This window comes from Methylomonas rapida (assembly GCF_024360925.2).
In the GTDB taxonomy this organism is placed as follows: Bacteria; Pseudomonadota; Gammaproteobacteria; order Methylococcales; family Methylomonadaceae; genus Methylomonas; species Methylomonas rapida.
Genome location: NZ_CP113517.1, coordinates 610,530 through 631,951, shown reverse-complemented (window position 1 = coordinate 631,951; position 21,422 = coordinate 610,530). Strand labels below are relative to the sequence as shown.

Below are 21,422 nucleotides of genomic sequence, written 5' to 3'. Positions count from 1 at the left end.
TTCAATGAGCCTTTGTGGTTTTCCAGAGCACATCTGATACGTTTTCAGATATGTAATCCGTCGTGCCTTGCATTCTGGCTACCGCATCGGCATGACCGACAACCGCCACCATGCCAAGGCCGCATAGGCTCGCCAACTTCATCAGCACATTGGCAACATCATCTTGGGTTTGGCAGTGGCAGGCGTTGACATAATCGGTCATAGCCTGCCGGGCCAGGATTTCCGCTTCTCGTGACGTAATCATTTTTTTACCCATACCGCTTCCCCAACACCGCCCCAATCTCATCAATATGCGGCTGCAAGGCCCTTAGCGCCTGTGGATCGCGCTTTTGCAACAAATCGACCACGGTTTTCAACGTATCCAGCGCCACGCTCAGCCCGCTAAACTGCGGATTGATGCGCGAAAAGGCCTTGGCGAACTTGGCATGGGCGTCGGCCAGCTGCGACAGCACGCCGGCTTTTTCGTGGGCGGGAATGGTCGAGTTGTCCAGCTCGCGCGTCGTGGTCAACACCAACCGGGCAAAATCTTCGATCATGTTCTTGTTCAACTCGTCGATGCCTTGCTCGCTGATTCGATACGCCGCCCGTGCGGTGTCCCAATCGTCGCCGCGCTCCTTGCCCAGCCGCTTCCACTCGCGTGCCGTGTCGTAGCTGACATTGCCGCAAGCAGCGGCGGCGGTTAGCGCCATGCCTTCGACATACATGCGGCGGACGTTGGCCCGTGTTTCAGGAGTGTGCGCCACGTTCAGCTCATCCGTTTCAGCACTTCAACCATGCCGGCCACCAGCGCGCCGCCGGCCCCGCCGCCCAAAGCGCCGATCTTGGCCACCTTCTCGATGATGCGCTTATCCTCGCTTTGCAGCTCGCCGATCTTGGATTCAACCGCATCCAGCCTATCGGCCATCTTGTCTTCCAGCCTATCGATGCGGGCATTGCTGGAGGTCTCGATGCGCCGCATGTCCTCGCGCAAATGCTCGATCGACGCCAGGATAGCCGCATGCATGGCACGGATTTCGCCGGTCAAGTGGCCTATGTTTTGCGCCAGCGCGGCTTCGTTATTGTTCTGTTCGGTCATCGGGTCTTCCTGTCTCGAAATCAATCAATGCGCCGAGGCGGGCTCGGCAGGTGTCGTATTGCCATTGGGCGTTGCCGATCCAGCCGGCGACGTCGGTATCGGTGGCAACGGCGCCACTTTCTGTAGCAGATGGGCCGGCGGCTTCGGGCACGATTGGATCGTCACGCGGGGCGCGGTTGAGCAGCCGCACAGCATCATTGCCAAGACAAGCGCGACCAGTAGTAACTTTAGAAAGGGCACGGGATACCTCCAGGGTGCGTTGGGTCAGTTGGGTTTCGGTTTTGGCCAGCTTGTCCGACAGCGCAAAGCCGCGCTCCTGCTCATCGGCCAACCGGCGCCGGTACAATTGCTCGGCATCCGCCAGGGCAGCGGCTTGGCTGGCCTTTAAAATGGCGATGTCGGCCCTGCGTAGCATGTCTACCGCGCCACCGCCCGCCAGCAGGCCACCGACAGAGCACAGCAAGGCCACGATAAAAAACGGATTCATACGGCCTCCTGTAATAAATCGTCGACCATACGAGTCGGCATGCCCAGCTGCGTGGCCACCTCATGTTCGATGGCCGCGCCGCGTGAGCCGGACCAACCCGGCAGCAATACCACCATGTCGCAGGTCAGCATTTGCCGAATCGACATGCGCATATACAAATGCCAATCGTTATTGGCTGGCGCCGGATTTTCCGCCGGGTTTTCGACTACAAAACCTTTGGCGCGCAATTTGGCAGCCGTGGTATTAAACAGCGGGTAATTAAAGTCGGCGATACCGGTCATCGGGCCGGCGAGATAGAGTCTGCTCATGCCACCACCCCGCCAGCCTCAACATAAGCCTTCTGCAATGCCGCCAACGTATTTTCATGCTGGCCATAACCGGCGCCCGGAAAGCTGGCCCAGATGTTGGCGCACTTGGCCACCGCCACCTCAAACCGGCCGGCATCCACATCCGCCAGGGCTTTTTGCTCCCTGATCTGCTGAATGGCAACCGCGTCTTGTGAGGCCGGCGAAAAATCCGGAAGCTTTAGCTGTTTTTTGTAAACATCCCAATAGCGCATCAAAAGCTGATAACGCCCGGCAGCGGTGGATTTGAGGCGGGTATTGAGTTGCACCAACTTACGCGGATGGTCGGAAAAATCCGTAAATACCGTACCGCCCACAATCACATCGTAACCATTGTGCCGCGTGGCCTTACAGGTGCTGGTACCCTCGGAATGGGCAATCATGTCCAAAAACGCTTTGCGATTGGCATTCATGGCCTACTCCGCACGATCCGGCAATGCCACACCCAAACCGCCAACTACAAACGTGCCAGCCGCTAACACAGGCTGTACATCTTTACCAAACCACCAAAACACCACCGCCACCAAGCCAGTGACCACGAATACCAAGCCCCGCTTGGTCGATGCCTCGTGCAAATTTATTTTCATATCGTCTCCTGTTGCTGATTACTGCCTTTCGGAGACTGCAGAGTACGCGCGCGCGCGAGGCTTGATGAGGCTGGAAACGTTTCCAGCGCTGCCCGGGTGACACAGCCGGCGTAGAGTGCGCGGCCAGAACAGGAGGACACCATGCGCTATACCAGACCGGCCAAACACATACCGCAACCCGATATTCCAGAAAAACCACCCATTCAAACATGGCGCTACGGCTGGCACATCAGGCCCGGCTCGCTCTGGATTGGCGCCCACTGGTCGGCGGCCAACAAGCGCCTATGTATCAACCTGCTGCCGTGCGTGACGGTGTGGGTGGTGATGCCGGGAGGGTTTGCGCCGTGACCGCTGCCGAACTGAAAAAGATTGCCGACAAAATAGCCAAGTGTCTGGCCTTGGCAGCCAGCGACAACCCGGCGGAAGCCGAAGCCGCCAAGCGCCAGGCCGATGCGTTGATGAAGAAGTACAACCTCACCAGCGGAGATGTGGCGGCGGCTGCGGTGCATGAAGAAACCAGCGACACCAAGTCGGTGCATCGACCGCCGGTTTATCTCAGTCAATTGGCCGGCGTGATTGCCGATGCATTTGGTTGCGCCGCGGTTAATTCGATTGGGATCAATAACGCCTTTTTCAAACGCAATACGGTCATCCGTTTTATGGGCGTCGGCATCAAGCCGGAGCTGGCTGCCTACACCTTCGACGTGCTAAGCCGCACTCTCAAACGCGACCGCACGAAGTACGCGGAATCGTTACGAAAAAACCTGAAACGCGCGACCAAAATCCGCCGTGCCGATTTGTTTTGCCAAGCATGGGTAACGGGCATCGCTCGCCAGGTGGAGGAATTCGCCGGCACCGAGCAAGAGCGCGCTGCCATCGCCGCTTACAAACAGGCTACCTTTGGCGATCGATTGAAATCGGACGACCGATCTGGCGCATCCTCCAAACATGGTCACGACTGGAAAGCCCAAGCGGCCGGTTTGGATGCCGCCAAGGATGTCTCGCTGCATAAGCCCGTGCAAGCCAAGCGCGGGGCATTGTTGGGAGTGGGACATTGAAAAGCCTGTTTTTGCAGTTGATGCTAAAGCATTTACTGATATGGCTGTTCGGATGGTGCATTTGGGGCATGGCCCATCATGAGGTTGCTACAGAGTGCAAACTCCTAGGCAGGTTTTACGTTGGCAGCCAGGTGTTCGAATGCCAACCGAAATAAATATGCAATGTGCAATTTATGATTGAATTTTTCGCCGCCTGGTTAATTTTCGGCGTGCTGGCAGTGGTTACCGGAAGCCCTTTGGCATTGTTTTTCGTTGGCGTAGTGACCGGGGTGTTCTGGGCTGTGTATGCAACGACTGTCAAATGAACTGGCAAGCCCGCGCCGACCGCAAATACCAACGCATCAAACAGTTTTACTTGAGCCGTGGGCGCACGGAAGAACAATGGCAAGCCATAGCCGCCAACCCGCAGAAATTCAACCGCGTGTGGCGGGCCATGTTGCACCTGCCAGCGGATGACAAACCACCTCCAAAGGAGTGTCGATGAGAGCTTTTTTAAACAGACCGTTATTTACCGGCAGCGCCCTGATCATAGCCGTGCTGCTGTGTTTAATCCTATATAGCCCGGCCATCATGACCCAACTGACGCGCTGCTTAACCCAACACTGGAGGTCAGCATGCTAAACAAAGCCCAACTCATTGGCCGTTTGGGCGGCGACCCGGATGTGCGCTATCTGCCCAACGGCACACCCACCGCCAGCATTACCTTAGCCACCACTCGCCGCTGGAAAGGCCGCAACACCCACGAGCGCAAGGAAGAAACCGAGTGGCACCGCATCGTGTTCTTTGCCGGCCTAGCCAAAGTGGTGATTGAATACGTCAAAAAAGGCCAGCAAATCTATGTGGAAGGCCGTTTAAAGACGCGCAAATGGCAAGACAGAGACGGCGTGGAACGCTACACCACGGAGATTATCGCCAGTGAGATGCACATGCTAACGAGTAAAAGCAACGGAACCGGGCCTGCGGCAACGAATGTCCCGGCGGGTGATGATTATGACGATGATTTGCCGTATTAGTTGCCGGCTAAATAAGCTCTGACAGCCGCCTCAATTTGCGCTGTCATATTGCCATTGGCCCGCAACGTATCAATCAAATCCGGCGGCAATAAAATCGTAATCGCTTTACGCCGTTTGTTTTCTGGTTTAGCTGCATTTTGATTGCCGATTTTTCCAGATTGTTTTTCGTTAATCATTTTTTTTCAAGTCATTAACCTTAACCGCCGCCTCTGTTTCGGTTGCCGCTGTGACCAAGGCATTATGCACACGTCTCGCTGTATCCTCGCTATCTACTTCAATCCACGCGCCAAAGGCCTTAACCATGGCCGCAAAAGATCGACCATCGAGTATTTCGCCGGATTTCCCACGCAGTAATACACCAAGGCCATAATTACTGGATGGATGATTTGCAGTCCAGCGTAATGTTTCCGGCGACATTTGACGCAATCCCATGCCCTTAATCGCATCAATAGATTCGGGCGGGAAGTAGAGTTTGATTTTCATTTGATCACCAAATGCCGCCCCAAGTGAGGCGGCCATAAAGATTATTGATACTTACCAAGGGTTAGCGTCATTTAAAAACATCTCTGCAAAAGATTCATCATCCATACGGCCATCAGATGGGGTGTTGAAAGTGCCTGGATAATAAAAATAAGTAACATGGATAGCCCAGCCATCGGCATAACGTCTTGGTTGGTAGTCTGGACGGCTATATTCGCCGTGACTAGTATAGTAAGTGCCAGTGCTTGACCATTTTTTATCGTCGGAATGGGTGTCGAGCCATTCGATAGAGTTCAAAAAATCAACAGCTTGTTTTTTGGTGGCAAATTGGTTTGATGTGTTCATGATTTTTCTCCTGCACCAAGTTCGGCGATGCGCCCGTGTGGATGCTTTCCACGGTTTAAATAATACACTCTTTTTTCGTTTTGTAAATATGAAACGAAAAAATATTTATTTACCTTTAGTTTTTTTGGCTTTGACTTCAGCTGGCTTGTTTTCGGGCAAATCGAACAGTCCGACTAGCATCACAGCATGTGCCACGCCGCCAATACTGTTGGCGTAATGCTGCTGACCGGTGACGATACCGCAAAATCCGGCGTGTGAGTTTCCTACGATATCGCCGGTTGATCCAACCGCTGCAAACCGGTAAATACGCCCTGCATTATCGAGCATGCCACCGGTAAATAACGGCTCTTCTACCGATTTATCCCTCGCGATTTCAATCACCAAACCTTTTACGCATAGCCGCTTGCCCAGTTCTGTAGACGAGTCTTTCATGATCAAACCGTGTTTGCTGTTGGGTAATGCCATCAGTTCGTTCCATTTTAACGAGGCGGTTGCCCAAAATGCCAGCAGAGCCGTGCCTTTGCTAACTCCTTCTCCTTGAATGTCTTCCATTTGCGGTTTTGTTAGCGTGATGACGTCTTGCAACGAAAAAGAACGAATCAATGCAAGTGTCGCTTGACGTTTTTCATCTTCAGAGGGTTGAGTCTCCTGTTGCGATTGGTTTGTAGCTTGGTAATCCGCTTCGATAACCTGCGGCTCTTCTGGTGCAATAATGGGGGCTTTGGCTATTTCTACGGTCGGCTGTTGCGGGATTACATTGCCGATAGACGCTCCTATATAGCTAAAAATCACTGTTGTCGCTAAAAAACCGCCGGCCCATTGAATAATGCCTGATTGGCCGTTTTTTTTGGCTATCCATACCCAAGCTGCATAAAAAATGATCGCCGCTAAAAATAGTGTTGTTGCATTCATTCAGTCTCCTTTAAATTCATTGGTTGTATTTCATTAGCCTTCGCCATCAGTCGCAATATTAACCGCTCTTCTTCCGGCGTGGGCCGCCAAAACCCAGCCATCGCAACAATAACGCTATGCGCCGTGTGGCTTGTCGCTTTGATGGTGCCGTGGGTTAGCGTGGGTTTACCGAAGCCATCCTGTTCAATCCGTTCGCGCTCGGTTTCGCTAAATTCTGTCAGCCACCAATCTTGCAAACCAAAGTAAGCAATCAGGCCTTCAATCTTCCGGGCCAAGCAGCTCACCATGCACGGCATTCAAGTGATTTCCTATGACCAAACCGCCTGCTGGTGGCAAATACTGCACCTTCTCAGCCCGTTCAACGGCCCGACCGGTTTCCGCTAATAGTCGACCCACACCAATCTGCACATCGACAGTGCTGTTTCGATAGTTATCCAGCAACGCCACTTCCGCGGGTGTGATGGCGGCGTTTTGCGCCCGCATGCCGGTCAACACATAGACCACATCCACGCCCGCTGTTGCTACAGCCGTCAGATAGTTCGAATCTGGAAAGCGCTCATTTTTTTCATAATGCAATTGCGCCTGCTTACGCACGCCGCCCAATTCGCCCAGTCCTGTTTGAGTCATCCGTAACCGTTCCCGCTCCTCTTTCAATCGATCACCAAAAGTACTCATATGCACACCTAAAAAGCTTGACAAGTACTCAATCGAGTAACACAATGTACGCGACTGAATTACACAACGGAGCTTATCACATGTCAGCAGCAGTCGATAGAGACGCAGCGCTTCATGCGCTGCGAAAACAAGGTAGCACTCTCAAGCAATGGGCAAAAGACCAGGGTTACGGCTACCGCAACGCATCCAACGTAATTCGCGGCACCAGCCGCGCGCACTTTGGCGAGGGCCGCGAGATTGCGGAGAAGTTAAACAAGTTGATCAAGGAGGCAGAGAATGTCTGAACAGGAAATAGATTTGGGTATCGGCGCGGCGCCGATGGACGCCAACGAAATAGAGATGGACCTGCCGTCAGTGCGGACATTTCTAGACGGCGAGTTGGTGAATATCGATGCGGAAATGCAGGGTGTTAGCAGTCACGAAAAATTAGTGCGACGCGGCGCACTCGATAATCAGCTGGCGGAATGCCTTAACGAATTCGGTATTAACGGGCTTTCATCAGAGGAACTGTTCCAAACCGGAATCGAAGAATTGAATCGTAGCGTATGGCATTCATGCCGCGCCGGTTTTGCGTTTTGGGCGACTCAGGAATCGATTAAAAACGCGGCCAGCGGATTGGAAAGCGACGATGATGAGCGAGTGCGACGCGGCGCACTCGGCACTTTTATCGAATGGATCGATGCGGCGGGTATGCCGAAAGAACGAGTGTACGAGGCTATCCGCATCGCCAAATTCTTCAGCCGCCTGCCTGTGACCAAGCGCGCACAGATGCTGAAACTCGGCAAAAAGCCGGTGTTGTTGCTGGCGAAAATGCCACAGGAAGTCATCGACCAAGCGGCCGAGAGTGGCAAGGACATACTCGACGAAGCCGAAACCATGACCTATGACCAACTGCGCGATCTGCTGAAAACTGCCGAACGGCGCAATCAGCAATTGAACGCCGAGGTCGAACACCGCGACGCCCTGATCAACAAGTTCAAACAGCGCGACAACCGCGACTACGAGTTTCACTGGAAAACCCACGCGGTCCGCGAAGAGTGTCTGGCCTACCAAGCCGAATGCGAACTGGCGTTAAACAGCCTGCAAGCGGTGTTTAACGAGCAATTGAACGATATGGAAGTGGCCGAGAAAGACCTGCGCATCGAGCAGCTGTGGGTTACGGCCAACGTCATCGCCGCCCGCGCCGCCTCGGTGATCGAACATATCCGCCTGCATAGTTTGGTCGATCTGCCCAACACCATCACCAGCAAACATAGGCTGACCGACGACGAGGCGCAACGCTGGCTGCTGGATTACCCGCTGATCGAGCGCAAGCACGAAGCCGCCAAAGCCAAGCGTGAAGACACACGGCCCAACCGCCCAGGCCGCCCCAAAAAGGACAAATAGAGGGTATGCACCATGGCCACCACCAACCCACTCGTACAAAGGATGAACGATAACAGCCCCGCCGTGCGCCCCACAGCCCAGGTCATCGCGCTACGCCAGCGCGATCCCTGGAAAGAGGCCAACGACAGCCAGCGCGCGGTCGCTACGGCGCGGTTCGATATCGTCAACACTATTCTTGATATGGAGCGCAACGGTTTTAGCGCCAACAAGGCCATCGAAACTTTGCTGGCCCGCGCGGAAACCGGCGCGCTGCATGCCTACCTGCAGAACGCCATGAAAACGGCCGCCAAGGCCAATCGCGCCGCACCGACCCGCAGCGTGTTGTTCGAGTGGCTGAAACTCGTCAAAGCCGGCGGCGGTAGAGTCGATCTGTTGGAGCAACACAAGGGCCGCGTCGTCACCGAACAACCGGCGTGGTGGGGGCCGGCGTTGGAGTATTACAACCAGCCCAGTCAGCCGGAAATGTCCGTGGTCTGGCGGCAACTGGCCGAGGTAGACGGCTTTGCCTGCACCTATGACCAAGTACGCAATTATCTAAGCAGCGTGCCGGCCATGTTGGGCAGGCACAGCCCGGCGAGGATTGGTCGCCGCCTGTATCGCCTGACCGAAAAAGCCTACATCCGCCGCTGCACCGAGCGCGCCTTGCCGGGTGACGTCTACGTGGCCGACGGGTACATGGCCGATATTTATCTGGTCAACCCCATCGACGGCAAATTCCCCTGGCGGCCGGAATTGACCGTGGCGATGGACCTGCGCAGCCGCTTTATTGTGGGCTGGCGGGCCGATGAGCACGAGGGCACCACCGCCGTGCAAAACCTCTGGGCGGAAACCTTCGCCCGCTGGAACCATGTGCCGCTGTTTCTGTATGTGGACAACGGTTCCGGCCATAAAAACAAACTCATGTCCGACGACATGACCGGCTTTTACGCCCGCCACAACATCGAAGTCATCCACGCCATACCCGGCAACCCGCACGGCAAAGGCTGGATCGAACGATTTTTCGTGGAAGTGAAACGGGACTTTTTAAAAGCCTGGCGGCCGGCGTTTTACTGCGGCGACGACATGAGCGACGAAGCCCGCGCCGAAACCCTTAAGGCCGTCAAAGCCGGCAAGTTGCAACCGCCCACCTTGATGGAATTTGCCGACGCCTTTAACGCCTGGATCGCCCGCTACGTACAACGCCAGCATCCGGAAGATAAAAGCGTCAGCCGCGCCCAGGTGTGGGGCGAATTGTCACCGCTGCCGCCGCATGCCGACCTGCTGGAAATGAAGCGGCAGGCGGTGGTGTTGACGGTCAAGCGGGCCAGCATCACTCACAACAAACGCCAATACGGCCATCCGGACCTGCATGCCTACAACCACCTGCAAGTGGTACTGGAGTACGACCTGATGGACAACCGCGTCGCCGTCATCCGCACCCAAGACGGCCGCTGGATCTGCGATGCGCATTTAATCAATGCCATCGACGCGGTCGACAAAACCCGTCTGGAAGAGCGCCGCGACAAGCGGGTGGTGGATCAAGCCAAGCGCATCGAGAAAAAGCTGGACGAACTGAAAGCCCGCGCAGGCCTGGTCATCGACGCCGACGCCGTCGCCAGCGATGCACAAACCCTGTTAGACCAAACCCCGGCGCTGCCGGAACCCGAGATTGAGATTGATCTTTTTAACTTTGACTGAGGTAACCCCATGAGCGAAACACTATATATGCGCCGCGTGAGGCGCGGACAAATCATGTACGAGGCTGTCACATACTATGCGGACGACCTCGATAAAATGGAGGGCAATTATGCGCTGGTCAGCCTGGCAGACGATAACAAGCTGTTAGTGCATGACGGCGCCGGCAAGTTTATATGCCATGCACGACCCGTCATGAGCATGCAAGGCAAGGTGTTGTCATGAGCACCTACCCCGAGCACTACACGCCGGACGACATCGGCCAGATCGAACAGATCAAGGTTTGGTTGTCCGAGCGCGAATACAAACAAGCGGCACTGGCCCGGCTGGCCCGCGTCTCCGCCAGCACCTTGAGCCAGATCCTGGGCGGCAGTTATGCCACCAGCCCCAGCAAGATGCTGGTCAATGTCGCCAATGCGATGAAACACGCCGACGACACTGCCAGCGATGCCTTGGCACCCGTGGAAACCAGCGTGTTCAGGCTGGCGCAAACCGCCTGCCAGATGGCCCGCCGCTACCGCAACTTTGCGGTGCTGAGCGCCTTTGTCGGCACCGGCAAAACCTTTGCGGTCAAGCATTATCAGCGCACCACGCCCAACACGTATTTGATTGAGGCCACACCGACCATGACCGTGCAAAGCCTGATCAAGTTAATGGCCCGCACCGTGGCCGGGTACGAGGGCAAGGGCAGCATCGACGACAAGTTTCAGGCCGTCATCAGCAGCCTGCAAAACACCGACAGCCTGTTGATCGTCGACGAAGCCGACACGCTGACGCCGCATGTGCTGCACACTCTGCGCCGCCTGCGTGACCTGGCCAACATCGGCATCGTGCTGGCCGGTACCGAACACCTGACCGGCCTGATTCGCCCGGCCCACGGCCAGTTCGACCAAATCCGCAGCCGCACCGGCTTTTGGCCGGAAACCATCAAGGCCATCACCGTCGAAGACGCCGGCGCATTGGTACAAGCCGCCTTTGGCGATGAGGACGTGTCCGACGAGGTGATCAAGCGGCTGTATGCCTATAGCAAAGGTTCGGCGCGGATGTTGATCGAGGGACTGGTGGCGGCGATTACCCAGTTTCGCGGCAACCGGGAGTTGAACGTAGCGCTGGTGGATGCGGTGGCTAAACAGGCGTTATGCCTGCAATCGGTAGCGTAGGAGGTGGCCATGATCGTAATGGAAGGCATCGAATGGCTGGACGTGAATGAGTCGTTACCCGACGACGAAATGACCGTGTTGCTGTACCACCCCACGCTGAATGAGCCCGTCTGGCTGGGTTATTTCTTTCAGCATTTTTTCTACGACGTACAAGGCAACCAGCACCCCAACGGTGCGGTCACTCACTGGGCAGACATGCCCGCCGGACCCAAGCAGGAGATAGACCTATGAGCACGTTCTTAATCAGCATCGAAGACAACGAAAAAGGCGTGGTCATCAAAGCCCACGACATGCGCCACCCATCGGATGACAAAACCGTCGCGCACAGCATGGGCTGTTTTCTGGTGGATACCTTAAACCAATACCTGGCCGCGCATGGCGTGGAGCGCGCCGTCAATGTGCAAAGCGTTGGCCGCCGCGTGCATTAACCCTGCAACTGAATAGGAGTGAGTCATGACAGAACCGAAGCCTCAATACACCGTTACCCACCAGCCGGAAGGCGGTTACGCCGGCTATCTGCTCCGCATCATCGACGCCGAGCGAGCCTACGCCGCCTGGCTGCATGCGCAAATGACCTATGCCAAATCAGACAAATGGTCCGGCTGGATTGCCGCCGTCGGGCTGGGCGTGGTCTGCGCGCTGATGTGGTGGCAGTGGCCGGCCGCCGTCGTGCTGGAGTGTGCACGGTGAGTAATGCCTGCGCCATACCCTGCCCGTATTGCGGCAAGGACGTCGACATCGTCCAGGCCATGGAAATGGTGGCCGGCAACGAGTGGACCGAGTTGCTGGGCGGCTTGCCGATCAGTTTGGTCGGGGCGCTGCTGCGGTATCTGGAGCTGTTCAAGCCCACCAAGCAGGAGCTGCGCTGGAGCCGCCGCTTGGCGCTGACCAAGGAGCTGGTGCCGCAGATCAAGGCCGCGCAAGTCAAGCGCAACGGCATCGTCTACTCGGCGCCGGCGGCGATGTGGGAAGCGGAAATGATGAAACTGGTCGTCAACCGGCCGGAATCGCTGGTGCTGCCGCTGAAGAGCAACGGCTATCTGCTGAGCATGATCGCCGGTCGCGGCGAACGGGCGGCGGCCAAGCTGGAGCAAGACAAGATCGAGCAGCAACGCAACCGCAGCAATGTCGGCGGCGCGCCGGTGTCGGTGGCGGAACTGGCGGCGACCGCGCAGAAGAAGGCCAAGAGCAAGCCGCCTGCCAACTGGAAAGGCGGCATAGCGCCGGATACCTCGTAGGGTGTCGACTCTGGACCGATATGCATTCCCACGGGGGACCGTGGGAACGAGAAAAACCCCAACCATAGGAGCCAACATGGCCAAGAAACACAAAGCCCCGGCAGCCAGTTTTGTCTGTCAAAGCAAAGAACAAACCCAGATCGCTATCAAATTGTTGGGCGACACCCAGCGCGAATTGATCCGCATCGAAACCGAAGTGAACGACGAGATCGCCGCCATCACCGCCAGCCGCAAAGACCAGATCGAGGCCTTGAAAAGCCGTGTCGATAGCCTGGTGACCGGTATTCAGACCTGGTGCGAAGCCAACCGGGCCGAACTGTGCAAAGACGGCGGCAAAACCGCCAATCTGATCACCGGCGAAGTCAGCTGGCGTCAGCGGCCGCCCAGTGTCAGCATCCGTGCGGTGGACAAGGTGCTGGAAACCCTGAAGGCGCTCAAGCTGGAGCGTTTCATCCGCACCAAGGAAGAACCCAACAAGGAAGCCATGCTGGCCGACCCCAAAACCGTGCAAGGCATTGCCGGCATCACCATCAACAGCGGCGTGGAAGATTTTGCCGTTGTGCCGTTCGAGCAGGAGGTGGCGTAATGGACCGCATAGCTACCCAAGAACGCATTCAAGAACTGCGCCTACGCGCCAAACACCTGCGCGACGCCGCGCAGCATGCCGACAGCCGCGCCGCCTACAACGAGGATATGCGGGCAGCCGCCAGGGCGGAGGATGAAGCGGACGAGCTGGTAGCGCAACTGCAGGACGCGCAGTCATGAGCGACCTCATAAAGCACTATCGGCAACTGGTCGGCATCGCCAACAGCTGGGCCGGTAAACACCTGCCGGGCTGGGATGACGACATGCATCGCCAACTGTTGTCCCGCCACGGCGCCACCGGTCAAAACGGCCGCGTCAGCGCCAGTACGCTCAATGTGCCGCAGCTAGCGGCAGTGTTGGACGACTACGCCGCGCGCGGCTGGCCACGGCGTAAAACCTACCAGCCGGCGGCGGCCGCCAAACCCAACAAAGTCACGCCGCAGATCGGCATGATCGTTAAACTATGGGGCAAGCTAGGCCAGGCCGGCAAAGTCAACAACGCCGGCCGCCCGGCGCTGCTGGCCTTTTGCGCCCGCCAAACCGCCCACAATGTCCCCGACCTGGATAGCCTGACGCCCGAAGAGCGCCAGGCCATTATCGAAGCCCTGAAAGCCTGGATGGCACGCTAAAAATGGATTTCCCCGACGTCGCCCCCGAACTGTTAGCCACCCTGCCGCCCGTATTGCGGGCGATTGTGCGCGCGCTCGGGTTTGTTCGCGCCCAGGAATGGCTGCGCGACCATGGCGGCGTCAATGTCCATATTCCTCTGCACAAATCCTCGGCGTTATCGCTGACCGATGACGAGCTGGCGCGGCTGGCCCATACCCTGCAACCGCACCTGGACGCCAACCGGCGTTTTACTTGCCCAAAGGCAAACAAGCTGTTGGCTGTTCACCGTAACCACGCCATCACCGCCAATATGCATAAAGAAAGCATCGCCCAGCAGGCGCGAATGTACAACCTGTGCTCAAGGCAAATCCAAAATATCCGCCGTGAAGCCGACGACTGGAATATGAGCATATTCGATTTATGAACAAGCCTCTCGGAGGCAAAGGCTCCAGCGGGCGGTGAGCCAGCCACCAAAACACCCGCAATCGACCCGGCGCATTTACCTCCCGTCGGCGCATCGATCGGCATGGCCCCACGAGACGGGGCCAAACGAATCTGAGGCGATTTAAGCGCCGCGCGCGACCAGGTCGCCATCCTTGCCTAGCCCAAAATTGTTTAAACGCGTCTGCGGGCTTTTAAACGGGTTTTGAACGCGGTTACAAACGCGTTATCACGCGATACGCAATCGTATACTAGAACGTATCCCCTGGAAACATTTCCAGCCTGATCAAACACCCCTCAAACCCGGACAATCGCCTCAACTGATTTTTTGAGGCCGCTATGTCCAAACCCGCTGTCAAAGTCGCATCCCTTGCGTTTGAAATTGCCGCTGCCGGCACCGTGCCAACCGAAGCGCATTTGCTGCCGGTCGGTCCGTTTCGCGCCGCCGATGGTCGTCCGGAAGACTGCGAGGCCTGGCAGTTGGACGCCGAGATTGCCGCAAATGTGATTCAACGCCTGCGCGACCGCAAAAACGACACTCTGATCGATTACGAACACCAATCCCTGCGTTCCGAGTGGAACGGTCAGCCGGTGATTGCCGCCGGTTGGTTTCACGACATGGCGTGGCGCGATGGCAAAGGCCTGTACGCTGTGGGTGTGGATTGGACCACGACCGCCCAGCAGCGCATCACCGACAAAGAGTATCGCTACATCAGCGCCGTTTTTTACTACTACAGCGCCACAGGTGAAGTGCTCGACGTGATTTCCGTCGCACTCACCAATACCCCCGCCATTGATGGCCTGGACGGCCTGGACGATGACGACGGCATGGCCGCCCTTTCGAAACGCTTTTCCTTACCCAATCTCAACCCGGAGACCTCCGACATGCCAAGACCCGAAGAAGAACTCGCCGCGCTGCGCGTGACGCATGCCCAAACCGAAACCTCGCTGGCGGCGTTGACTGCCGAGCGCGACACATTAAAAACCCAGCTGGCGGCATTGACAACCGAGCGCGACACATTAACCACCGAACTGGCCGCGCTGAACAAGCAAATCAGCGACGCCAATGCAGCGGCCGAAGCGCAGAAAAAAACCGACCTGATTACCGCCGCCTTGACCGATGGCCGCATGGCGCCGGCGCTGAAGCCTTGGGCGGAAAAACAAAGTTTGGCCGCCTTGACCGAGTTTTTGGAGACCAGCGGCCCGCTGCCCATTACCCAGCGCCAGGCCAGCGACGGCCACACCACCGGCACCGCTGCGCTCACCGCCGAGCAAAAGGCCATTGCGGAAAAAATGGGCGTGACGGAAGAAGAGTTCCTGGCCGCGCAGAAAAAACACGCCCGCTAATCGCCGGCACCGATTACCTGACTTTAGGAGCACACGATGCTGACACAAGCGCAAATCGACGCACTCAAAACCACGCTGCAGGCCAATTTCGATAAAGGTCTGGTCAATACCCCGAGCAATTGGAAGATGATTGCCCGGTTGATGAAGTCCACCAGCAAAAGCTCGACCTATGCCTGGTTGACCAAATGGCCGTCTTTCCGCAAATGGGTCGGCGCGCGGTTGCATAAAGCCATTGCAGAAAAAGCCTACACCGTCACCAATGACAAGTACGAGGCCACCATCGATGTGCAGCGTACCGACGTGGAAGACGACGACTTCGGCCATTACGCCACCGTGGCTTATGGTCACGGCGAAGCCGCCGCGCGCTTGATGGATGAGATCATCTTTTCCGCGCTGCTGGCCGGCTGGTCTACCAACTGTTACGACGACCAGTTTTTCTTTGACACGGATCACCCGGTTTATCCCAACACCGACGGTACTGGCACGCCGGTCTCTACGTCCAACATTCAGGCCGGTGCCGGTGCGCCGTGGTACCTGTTTGCGCCCAATGCGCCTGCCTTGATCCTGCAAGAACGCGTGCCGGCCAAGCTGGAATCGCAAACCGATGGCAATAGCTCGACCAACGTGTTCGAAAACGACGTGTTTTCGTTTGGCGGCCGGTGGCGCGGTGCGGCGGCCTATGGCTTTTGGCAATGCTGTTACGGCAGTAAGGCCACCTTGGACGCCACCAACTTTGCCGACCTGTATAACCGCATGCTGAGCCAGGTGGGCGATGGCGGCATCAAGTTGGGCACGGTGCCGACTTTGCTGGTCTGCGGCCCGACTAACCGCGTGGCGGCGGAAAACCTGTTGTTGCGTGATCGTCTGGCGACGGGCGAAACCAACATCAACTACAAAAAGGTTGATTTGCTGGTAACCCCTTGGGTTGCGTAATCATGATCCGACGTAGGCTGGGTAGAGCAAAGCGAAACCCAGCACAAAGCCATCACGCTGGGTTGCACGTTGTTTAACCCAGCCTACATCCAATGGAGAATTGAGATGCCTAAATTATATGCCCGCGTAAACCTACGCACCGATCTGGAAAAACGCGACCGCGCCGGCCTGCGTTTTACCCGCAACTGGCGCGAGCTGGACGGGATTGATGATGCCACCCTGGCGGCGTTGCAAGAAGACCCCTATTTGGAAGTGAGCGACTCGCCGACCGTGTTGGTCGAAGTTGCCGCCGCCACCCAAACCGGCGCGATTGAAACCGCACAAGACCCGAATAACACACCCGAGAGCCTTGCAACTGATGAGGGATCGACTGGGGAGACAGCGGCGGAAGGAACCGATACCGGTACCGCCTCCCCGGAGGCCAATGCGGCCGAAGCTGAAACGGAAAATGATGAAGCCATTGAAACGGGCGAAACCGCCCCGGCGGCAGATGCCGCAGACGCTGTAGCGGATGGCACCGCTGCCACGGAAGGCGAACAACAAGCGAACGTCGAAGAAAAAACCGAAGCCGATCCTCGTATGGATGCCATCAAAGCCGCCATTGCCCAACTGGACGCTAACAATGCCGAGCATTGGTTGAGCGACGGCAAACCCGGGATCGATGCCATTACGGCCTTGACCGGTTTCAAAGTGCTGGCCGCCGAGCGCGACCAAGCCTGGAACCAAATCAAAACCCAAGCGGCGGCTGAGTAATGCCCTTCGCTACCCGCGCCGATCTGTTGGCCCGTACCAACGCCCGCCGCCTCGCGCAACTGGCAGTGCCGGCCGACATGGTGATGCCTCCGGAAGCCGCGCTGCGCGTCGCCATTAACGGCGGCAGTTTGGCCGTCTACAGCGCTGACGAGCAAACCGCACTGGCCGGTGCGCTGGATGCGATCGACAAAGCCTTGGCTGATGCCGACCAGGTATTGATCAGCGCCGGCGTTCCGGACGGTACCCAAACCAGTCTGCTGGCGCGGATGGCGTCGACTATCGCCCTGTTTTATTTGCAAGGCGCGGAGCGGATGACCGCCGAAGTGCAACGGGCTTACGACGGCGTCATGGACATGCTCAAGATGTTCAAGCGCGGCGAGCTGGACTTGGTGCCCGCACCGCCACCCGGCCCGCTGGACCCGGTCGTATCCGATGACCTGGTGCAGTTCGAGAGTTCAACCCGGCGTTATGGCAGCGCGACAACTGTAATCGAGGACTGGTAACGTGATCTCGTTGACACCGGTACTCAATCACCTCAAGCCCAAGCCCGCCCATTTTGACGGCGCCTGGTTTCGCGATTTCGGCCTGGCCGCCGAGTTTGCCCAAATCGAGCCGACCGCCTTACCGCTGCCGGCGATTTGGCTGGTCCGCGCCGCCGACAAATCCGATGCCGCCGATAACGAAGGCCGCGCCGAGGATATGACGCTGGCGTTCGATGCCATCATCGCCATCGAGAACACCCGCACCCAGCGCGCCGGCGAAACCGACGACGTGTTGCTGGCCTATCGACACGCCGTGCGCAAGTTGCTGCAAGGCTGGGAGATAGAGGCCGACATCACGCCGATCCGGTTCGTGGGCGGCAAGGTGCTGGAATACACCCAGCAGGACATTTACTGGGCAGACCGTTACCAATTCGATGCCCTGATTACCAACTATTTACCCGACCCCGGCCCGTATAGCGAGCTGGTTTACACCGGAGCACCCGACCTATGACTATCAGTTACGACTACATTCCGCAGGCGCTGCGCTACCCCGGCGTCTATATCGAAATCGACGGCAGCCAGGCCGGCCTGGGCGACGATATTCCCGCCGTGCTGCTGGTCGGTCAAAAATTGGCCGCCGGAACCGCCGTGGCCGGCGAGATTACCCGGATCAGCTCGGTGTACGACGCGGTGCAAAAAGCCGGCGCCGGCTCGATGCTGGCGCAAATGGCCGCGCGTTACCGGGCCATCGACGAAACCCTGGACTTGTACATGCTGCCGTATGCCGACAACGTGGCTGGCGTGGCCGCGACCGGTACTATCACGGTGACCAACGTCGCCACTGCCGACGGCACCCTATCATTATATATAGGCGGCAAATTGGTCAGCGTCGGCATTGCCAGCACGATGACCACCGCGCAAATCGCCACCGCGATTGCCGCCGCGTTTACCGATGCCGATATTCCGGTCACGGCCGCCGCCGTGGCTAGCGTCGTGACTTTGACCGCCCGCCACAAAGGCACCTGCGGCAACAACATCGATTTGCGCTTGAATCTGTATGGCGAACTCAAGCCGACCGGGCTGGGGCTGACCTTGTCGGCCATGGCCGGCGGATCGGGCGACCCGGCGCCGGGCGATTTGACCACGCTGTTGGGCGCCAACCGCTGGTACCGCTATATCGCACTGGGCATCAACGACGCCGCCACCCTGGCTGCCTGGCACACCGAAAGCCAGCGCCGTTATCAACCGCCGGTGCAGGCCGGCTTTAGAGCGTTTACCGCCCATCGCGGCGATTACGCGGCGGCAGCCGGCTTTGGCGAAACCAAAAACTATGAGCACATTTGCATGCTGTCGTTGGAGATCAACCCAACCCCCACCTGGGAAGCGGCCGCGATCGTCACGGCAGCGGCCGCGCCGAAGTTGTACAACAACCCGGTGGAATCCCTGGAAGGCACTACCTTGACCGGCATGATCGGCACGACCTACCACGACTGGACCAACGCCAACAGCCTGCTGTTTAAGGGTATGAGCGTGATGCAGATCGGCGCGGATGGCAGTTGCACCATCAAGCGCCTGATCACCCTGCACCAGAAACGGCCGGACGGCTCGCCGGACGATGCGTATCTGGACGTCAACACGCCGGAGGTGCTGGAGCGGATTCGCTACGTGCAGCGCATGGGCGCCATCAAGGCCTTTGTCGGCACGGCGGCGGCCAAGACCAACGAGGGCTATAAACCCGGATTGCGCATTACCACCGAGGATTCGGTGCGGGCGTATCTGCTGAGCCTGTACCAGAACACCTTGATGCGCGAATACGGCTGGGTGCAAAACTATGCCTATTACAAAGATACGCTGGTCGTGGAGCAAGACCCGACCAATCCGAGCCGCTTCAACTATTTGGACAAACCGGTACTGCTGTCGCCGTTCTACATCCTGGCCGGCCGGGCACAGTTTGCCAAGCGGGTTTAACCCCGATCCAACAGGGTTCCCACGCTCCGGCGTGGGAACACAGCAGACATTTTTGGAGATTTAAACCATGGCTGAATTAAACAATATCCGCACCGTTTCGGTACCCTCCATCGGCAAACTGCCGCTGGCCAAAGAGCCCGGCACCTTTACCCCGTCCGGCGAAACCCGCGACCATGTCCCCGGCCGGCTGCCGGAAGACGGCGGCTACAAAACCTCCAGCAGCCCCGCCAAGCTGGATCTGAACATCAATCTGCAAGCCGGCGTGGATATGGATGCGATCAACAACATCAAGAACGAAGATGTCGTGGTGCGCCTGACCAGTGGCCAAGTCTATATGATGCCGCAAGCGTTCCGCGCCGGCGAACCGGCCGGGTTTGGCGAGGGTGAAAGCAAGCTTACGCTGATGAGCAATACCTCAGAGAGGATTGCGTAATGGGCAAGCGACGCGCACGGGAGATTTGGGAATATGACTCGATGGCCGAGTTTGAGACTGATGGTGGGGCGGCTGGGTATGAGGATGGTATGGTTAGGATTAAAGGGATACTGTATTTATGCGACGAGTCAAGGTTGCATAGACTGTCAATATCAAACCCTAAAAATAAAGTCGCTATCGTAGGAGATTCATTTGATGAGCGCGCAAAAATCACTGATACAGCTGGCTCGTTGTCGACTGAATCTTATGCGGTCTGGAATTTAACAAACTTACTGATGAGTCAACGGTTGGACTTTATCCACATTGACGGCATAAGCGGAACTGGCGCATTAACTGGAGCCTCTGTTTACAGGAACAGAATCGGAGCTGCCATAGCATCTGGCGCTCATTGGTGTGCTCTGCGAGCAAGCGTCAATGACTTCAATCCAGGCACAAAATCATTTGATGAATTAGTTGCTGAATATAGCTATTTGTTTGCAACGCTCAATGCCGCAGGGATGCGGGTTATCTCAAACACGGTTGGGCCATCTAATCAGCTAGACACCACCGCGAAACGCTCGGTTTGGGCCAAATTCAATCAGTGGATGCTGCATACAGCGCCACGTTTGTTCGATGTTGTCGTGATTCCACAGCATTATCAATGCGCCGATCCGGATGTATTAACGGGTGCGGCTAAGAGCACATTGGCGGTTGATGGGTTGCATCCTGATTTGCCGGGCGCATTTTTAATTGCACAAACAGCCGCTAGCGTGCTTGACCCTTACCTACCCAACAAATCCCCGTTGTTTGGTATTGCCGCGTTGGGAACAGCAGACGAAACGGCTATCGACCCGAATTCTATAAACATTGGTACGTCAGGCGCAAAAGGCGCAAACGTGACAGGTAATGTCGCAAACGGCTTTAGCATCAGAACTACCGCAAACGGTGGCACTGCGGTTGCGTCAAAAGTGGCGCGCACTGATGGTCCGGGCTACTGGCAACAAGTCGTATGGACGCCAGACGGGGCCGGCAAGCTACTGGATTTTTATTCAAACGGTTCCGCCATTGCTTTAAACGCAGGTTTTGCAATTGGTGATGTCGTGCAATATCTCTGCGAGATTGAAGTCGATGCCGGCAGCAACCCGGCGAATGTGCACTATCCATACATTTTGATCACATTTGCAGGCGCAAATAAAACAGCAAAAGGATTTACGACTAACTCAATACACCCGGCGCTCAATAAGGCCGGCTGGCGAGGCGTCATAGCAACTCCTAAAATGGCAATACCAGATGGGACGACAGGTATTTATATTCAAACCTCTTTTTACAGCAAAATAGCCGCCGAGGTAACGGTGCGATTTGGACAGCATGCGATGATCAATCATAGCAAGACACTAGCTTAGACAAACCCGCAACCCGTAAGGCGGAACGCATCGCGGTTCCGCCGAATGGCATCCA

General features: G+C 56.9%; 39 protein-coding genes. 26 read left to right on the top strand and 13 right to left on the bottom strand.

Features of this window, described 5'->3' with window-relative positions; all coding sequences use genetic code 11:
- Window position 1 precedes the first annotated feature (1 nt).
- From NM686_RS03050 to NM686_RS03020, 7 genes are read right to left on the bottom strand one after another with little or no spacing between them, the layout of a single operon-like run.
- The gene (locus tag NM686_RS03050; protein ID WP_269022328.1) at window positions 2-244 is read right to left on the bottom strand and encodes a hypothetical protein; all 243 of its coding nucleotides are present in this window, start codon (window positions 242-244) and stop codon (window positions 2-4) included.
- Window positions 245-248: 4 nt separating this feature from the next.
- On the bottom strand, window positions 249-743 hold the full coding sequence (locus NM686_RS03045) for a DUF1804 family protein (protein WP_255186410.1): 495 nt from the start codon (window positions 741-743) through the stop codon (window positions 249-251).
- A gap of 2 nt (window positions 744-745) precedes the next feature.
- Entirely contained in the window at window positions 746-1,075 is a 330-nt protein-coding gene (locus tag NM686_RS03040) for a hypothetical protein (RefSeq protein ID WP_255186409.1), read from the bottom strand.
- Entirely contained in the window at window positions 1,056-1,562 is a 507-nt protein-coding gene (locus NM686_RS03035) for a hypothetical protein (protein WP_255190512.1), read from the bottom strand. The genes NM686_RS03040 and NM686_RS03035 overlap by 20 nt, the downstream gene beginning before the upstream one ends.
- Window positions 1,559-1,870, bottom strand: coding sequence for a DUF4406 domain-containing protein (locus NM686_RS03030; protein ID WP_255188620.1), 312 nt, complete (start codon window positions 1,868-1,870; stop codon window positions 1,559-1,561). Before NM686_RS03030 ends, NM686_RS03035 begins: the two co-directional genes overlap by 4 nt.
- Window positions 1,867-2,319, bottom strand: a complete 453-nt coding sequence (locus NM686_RS03025; RefSeq protein WP_255188619.1) for a glycoside hydrolase family 24 protein — start codon at window positions 2,317-2,319, stop codon at window positions 1,867-1,869. The genes NM686_RS03030 and NM686_RS03025 overlap by 4 nt, the downstream gene beginning before the upstream one ends.
- A 3-nt stretch (window positions 2,320-2,322) precedes the next feature.
- Window positions 2,323-2,493: a hypothetical protein gene (locus tag NM686_RS03020; protein ID WP_255188618.1), complete on the bottom strand. Its 171-nt coding sequence runs from the start codon at window positions 2,491-2,493 to the stop codon at window positions 2,323-2,325.
- Between the two features lie 141 nt (window positions 2,494-2,634).
- On the opposite strand from NM686_RS03020, the gene NM686_RS03015 reads away from it, so the two are divergent.
- From NM686_RS03015 to NM686_RS02995, 5 genes are all read left to right on the top strand, one after another.
- Entirely contained in the window at window positions 2,635-2,841 is a 207-nt protein-coding gene (locus NM686_RS03015) for a hypothetical protein (RefSeq protein WP_255190509.1), read from the top strand.
- On the top strand, window positions 2,838-3,551 hold the full coding sequence (locus NM686_RS03010) for a DUF2786 domain-containing protein (RefSeq protein ID WP_255190508.1): 714 nt from the start codon (window positions 2,838-2,840) through the stop codon (window positions 3,549-3,551). Before NM686_RS03015 ends, NM686_RS03010 begins: the two co-directional genes overlap by 4 nt.
- Before the next feature lie 173 nt (window positions 3,552-3,724).
- Window positions 3,725-3,856, top strand: coding sequence for a hypothetical protein (locus NM686_RS03005; RefSeq protein WP_255188615.1), 132 nt, complete (start codon window positions 3,725-3,727; stop codon window positions 3,854-3,856).
- The gene (locus tag NM686_RS03000) at window positions 3,853-4,035 is read left to right on the top strand and encodes a hypothetical protein (protein WP_255188614.1); all 183 of its coding nucleotides are present in this window, start codon (window positions 3,853-3,855) and stop codon (window positions 4,033-4,035) included. The genes NM686_RS03005 and NM686_RS03000 overlap by 4 nt, the downstream gene beginning before the upstream one ends.
- Window positions 4,036-4,165: 130 nt before the next feature.
- Complete coding sequence (locus NM686_RS02995; protein ID WP_329959163.1) at window positions 4,166-4,564, top strand: single-stranded DNA-binding protein; 399 nt, start codon at window positions 4,166-4,168, stop codon at window positions 4,562-4,564.
- On the opposite strand, the gene NM686_RS02990 is transcribed toward NM686_RS02995, so the two are convergent.
- The 6 genes from NM686_RS02990 to NM686_RS02965 all read right to left on the bottom strand — a co-directional run bounded on the left by NM686_RS02990 (window position 4,561) and on the right by NM686_RS02965 (window position 7,000).
- Window positions 4,561-4,740: a hypothetical protein gene (locus NM686_RS02990; RefSeq protein WP_269022325.1), complete on the bottom strand. Its 180-nt coding sequence runs from the start codon at window positions 4,738-4,740 to the stop codon at window positions 4,561-4,563. The two genes, NM686_RS02995 and NM686_RS02990, sit on opposite strands and share 4 nt — an antisense overlap.
- The gene (locus NM686_RS02985; protein WP_269022323.1) at window positions 4,733-5,047 is read right to left on the bottom strand and encodes a hypothetical protein; all 315 of its coding nucleotides are present in this window, start codon (window positions 5,045-5,047) and stop codon (window positions 4,733-4,735) included. The genes NM686_RS02990 and NM686_RS02985 overlap by 8 nt, the downstream gene beginning before the upstream one ends.
- Before the next feature lie 51 nt (window positions 5,048-5,098).
- The gene (locus tag NM686_RS02980; RefSeq protein ID WP_255190534.1) at window positions 5,099-5,389 is read right to left on the bottom strand and encodes a hypothetical protein; all 291 of its coding nucleotides are present in this window, start codon (window positions 5,387-5,389) and stop codon (window positions 5,099-5,101) included.
- Between the two features lie 105 nt (window positions 5,390-5,494).
- Complete coding sequence (locus NM686_RS02975) at window positions 5,495-6,301, bottom strand: hypothetical protein (RefSeq protein ID WP_255190533.1); 807 nt, start codon at window positions 6,299-6,301, stop codon at window positions 5,495-5,497.
- Window positions 6,298-6,576, bottom strand: a complete 279-nt coding sequence (locus NM686_RS02970) for a hypothetical protein (protein ID WP_255190532.1) — start codon at window positions 6,574-6,576, stop codon at window positions 6,298-6,300. The genes NM686_RS02975 and NM686_RS02970 overlap by 4 nt, the downstream gene beginning before the upstream one ends.
- Window positions 6,560-7,000 (bottom strand): helix-turn-helix domain-containing protein, encoded by a 441-nt coding sequence (locus NM686_RS02965; protein ID WP_269022321.1) that lies wholly within the window; start codon window positions 6,998-7,000, stop codon window positions 6,560-6,562. Before NM686_RS02965 ends, NM686_RS02970 begins: the two co-directional genes overlap by 17 nt.
- Window positions 7,001-7,056: 56 nt before the next feature.
- Between NM686_RS02965 and NM686_RS02960 the strand changes: the two genes are divergently transcribed.
- The 21 genes from NM686_RS02960 to NM686_RS02860 all read left to right on the top strand — a co-directional run bounded on the left by NM686_RS02960 (window position 7,057) and on the right by NM686_RS02860 (window position 21,367).
- Entirely contained in the window at window positions 7,057-7,260 is a 204-nt protein-coding gene (locus NM686_RS02960; RefSeq protein ID WP_255190530.1) for a helix-turn-helix domain-containing protein, read from the top strand.
- Window positions 7,253-8,362 carry a hypothetical protein gene (locus tag NM686_RS02955; RefSeq protein ID WP_255190529.1) on the top strand — a complete coding sequence of 370 codons (1,110 nt, stop codon included), beginning with the start codon at window positions 7,253-7,255 and terminating at the stop codon, window positions 8,360-8,362. The genes NM686_RS02960 and NM686_RS02955 overlap by 8 nt, the downstream gene beginning before the upstream one ends.
- Window positions 8,363-8,374: 12 nt before the next feature.
- A complete protein-coding gene (locus tag NM686_RS02950; protein ID WP_255190528.1) occupies window positions 8,375-10,039 on the top strand; it encodes a transposase family protein in 1,665 nt (554 codons plus the stop codon).
- 9 nt (window positions 10,040-10,048) lie between these two features.
- Window positions 10,049-10,261 carry a hypothetical protein gene (locus NM686_RS02945; RefSeq protein ID WP_255190527.1) on the top strand — a complete coding sequence of 71 codons (213 nt, stop codon included), beginning with the start codon at window positions 10,049-10,051 and terminating at the stop codon, window positions 10,259-10,261.
- Window positions 10,258-11,196 carry an AAA family ATPase gene (locus NM686_RS02940; protein WP_255190526.1) on the top strand — a complete coding sequence of 313 codons (939 nt, stop codon included), beginning with the start codon at window positions 10,258-10,260 and terminating at the stop codon, window positions 11,194-11,196. The genes NM686_RS02945 and NM686_RS02940 overlap by 4 nt, the downstream gene beginning before the upstream one ends.
- 9 nt (window positions 11,197-11,205) lie before the next feature.
- Window positions 11,206-11,427: a DUF551 domain-containing protein gene (locus tag NM686_RS02935; RefSeq protein ID WP_255190525.1), complete on the top strand. Its 222-nt coding sequence runs from the start codon at window positions 11,206-11,208 to the stop codon at window positions 11,425-11,427.
- Entirely contained in the window at window positions 11,424-11,624 is a 201-nt protein-coding gene (locus NM686_RS02930; RefSeq protein WP_255190494.1) for a hypothetical protein, read from the top strand. The genes NM686_RS02935 and NM686_RS02930 overlap by 4 nt, the downstream gene beginning before the upstream one ends.
- 25 nt (window positions 11,625-11,649) lie before the next feature.
- Window positions 11,650-11,886, top strand: a complete 237-nt coding sequence (locus NM686_RS02925) for a hypothetical protein (RefSeq protein ID WP_255190493.1) — start codon at window positions 11,650-11,652, stop codon at window positions 11,884-11,886.
- Window positions 11,883-12,434: a hypothetical protein gene (locus NM686_RS02920; RefSeq protein ID WP_255190492.1), complete on the top strand. Its 552-nt coding sequence runs from the start codon at window positions 11,883-11,885 to the stop codon at window positions 12,432-12,434. Before NM686_RS02925 ends, NM686_RS02920 begins: the two co-directional genes overlap by 4 nt.
- Before the next feature lie 76 nt (window positions 12,435-12,510).
- On the top strand, window positions 12,511-13,020 hold the full coding sequence (locus NM686_RS02915; protein WP_255190491.1) for a host-nuclease inhibitor Gam family protein: 510 nt from the start codon (window positions 12,511-12,513) through the stop codon (window positions 13,018-13,020).
- A complete protein-coding gene (locus tag NM686_RS02910) occupies window positions 13,020-13,199 on the top strand; it encodes a hypothetical protein (RefSeq protein WP_255190490.1) in 180 nt (59 codons plus the stop codon). Before NM686_RS02915 ends, NM686_RS02910 begins: the two co-directional genes overlap by 1 nt.
- Window positions 13,196-13,648, top strand: a complete 453-nt coding sequence (locus NM686_RS02905; RefSeq protein ID WP_255190489.1) for a regulatory protein GemA — start codon at window positions 13,196-13,198, stop codon at window positions 13,646-13,648. The genes NM686_RS02910 and NM686_RS02905 overlap by 4 nt, the downstream gene beginning before the upstream one ends.
- A gap of 2 nt (window positions 13,649-13,650) precedes the next feature.
- On the top strand, window positions 13,651-14,052 hold the full coding sequence (locus tag NM686_RS02900) for a hypothetical protein (protein WP_269021843.1): 402 nt from the start codon (window positions 13,651-13,653) through the stop codon (window positions 14,050-14,052).
- 356 nt (window positions 14,053-14,408) lie between these two features.
- Window positions 14,409-15,416 (top strand): phage protease, encoded by a 1,008-nt coding sequence (locus NM686_RS02895; protein ID WP_255190487.1) that lies wholly within the window; start codon window positions 14,409-14,411, stop codon window positions 15,414-15,416.
- A 36-nt stretch (window positions 15,417-15,452) separates the two neighbouring features.
- Window positions 15,453-16,349, top strand: a complete 897-nt coding sequence (locus tag NM686_RS02890; RefSeq protein ID WP_255190486.1) for a Mu-like prophage major head subunit gpT family protein — start codon at window positions 15,453-15,455, stop codon at window positions 16,347-16,349.
- Window positions 16,350-16,454: 105 nt separating this feature from the next.
- A complete protein-coding gene (locus tag NM686_RS02885) occupies window positions 16,455-17,102 on the top strand; it encodes a hypothetical protein (protein WP_255190485.1) in 648 nt (215 codons plus the stop codon).
- Window positions 17,102-17,605, top strand: a complete 504-nt coding sequence (locus NM686_RS02880) for a phage protein Gp36 family protein (RefSeq protein ID WP_255190484.1) — start codon at window positions 17,102-17,104, stop codon at window positions 17,603-17,605. The genes NM686_RS02885 and NM686_RS02880 overlap by 1 nt, the downstream gene beginning before the upstream one ends.
- Before the next feature lies 1 nt (window position 17,606).
- Complete coding sequence (locus tag NM686_RS02875) at window positions 17,607-18,095, top strand: phage tail terminator protein (protein WP_255190483.1); 489 nt, start codon at window positions 17,607-17,609, stop codon at window positions 18,093-18,095.
- On the top strand, window positions 18,092-19,552 hold the full coding sequence (locus tag NM686_RS02870) for a hypothetical protein (protein WP_255190482.1): 1,461 nt from the start codon (window positions 18,092-18,094) through the stop codon (window positions 19,550-19,552). The genes NM686_RS02875 and NM686_RS02870 overlap by 4 nt, the downstream gene beginning before the upstream one ends.
- Before the next feature lie 67 nt (window positions 19,553-19,619).
- Complete coding sequence (locus tag NM686_RS02865) at window positions 19,620-19,985, top strand: phage tail tube protein (RefSeq protein ID WP_255190481.1); 366 nt, start codon at window positions 19,620-19,622, stop codon at window positions 19,983-19,985.
- Window positions 19,986-20,026: 41 nt separating this feature from the next.
- Window positions 20,027-21,367: an SGNH/GDSL hydrolase family protein gene (locus tag NM686_RS02860; RefSeq protein WP_255190480.1), complete on the top strand. Its 1,341-nt coding sequence runs from the start codon at window positions 20,027-20,029 to the stop codon at window positions 21,365-21,367.
- The last annotated feature ends 55 nt before the right edge of the window (window positions 21,368-21,422 follow it).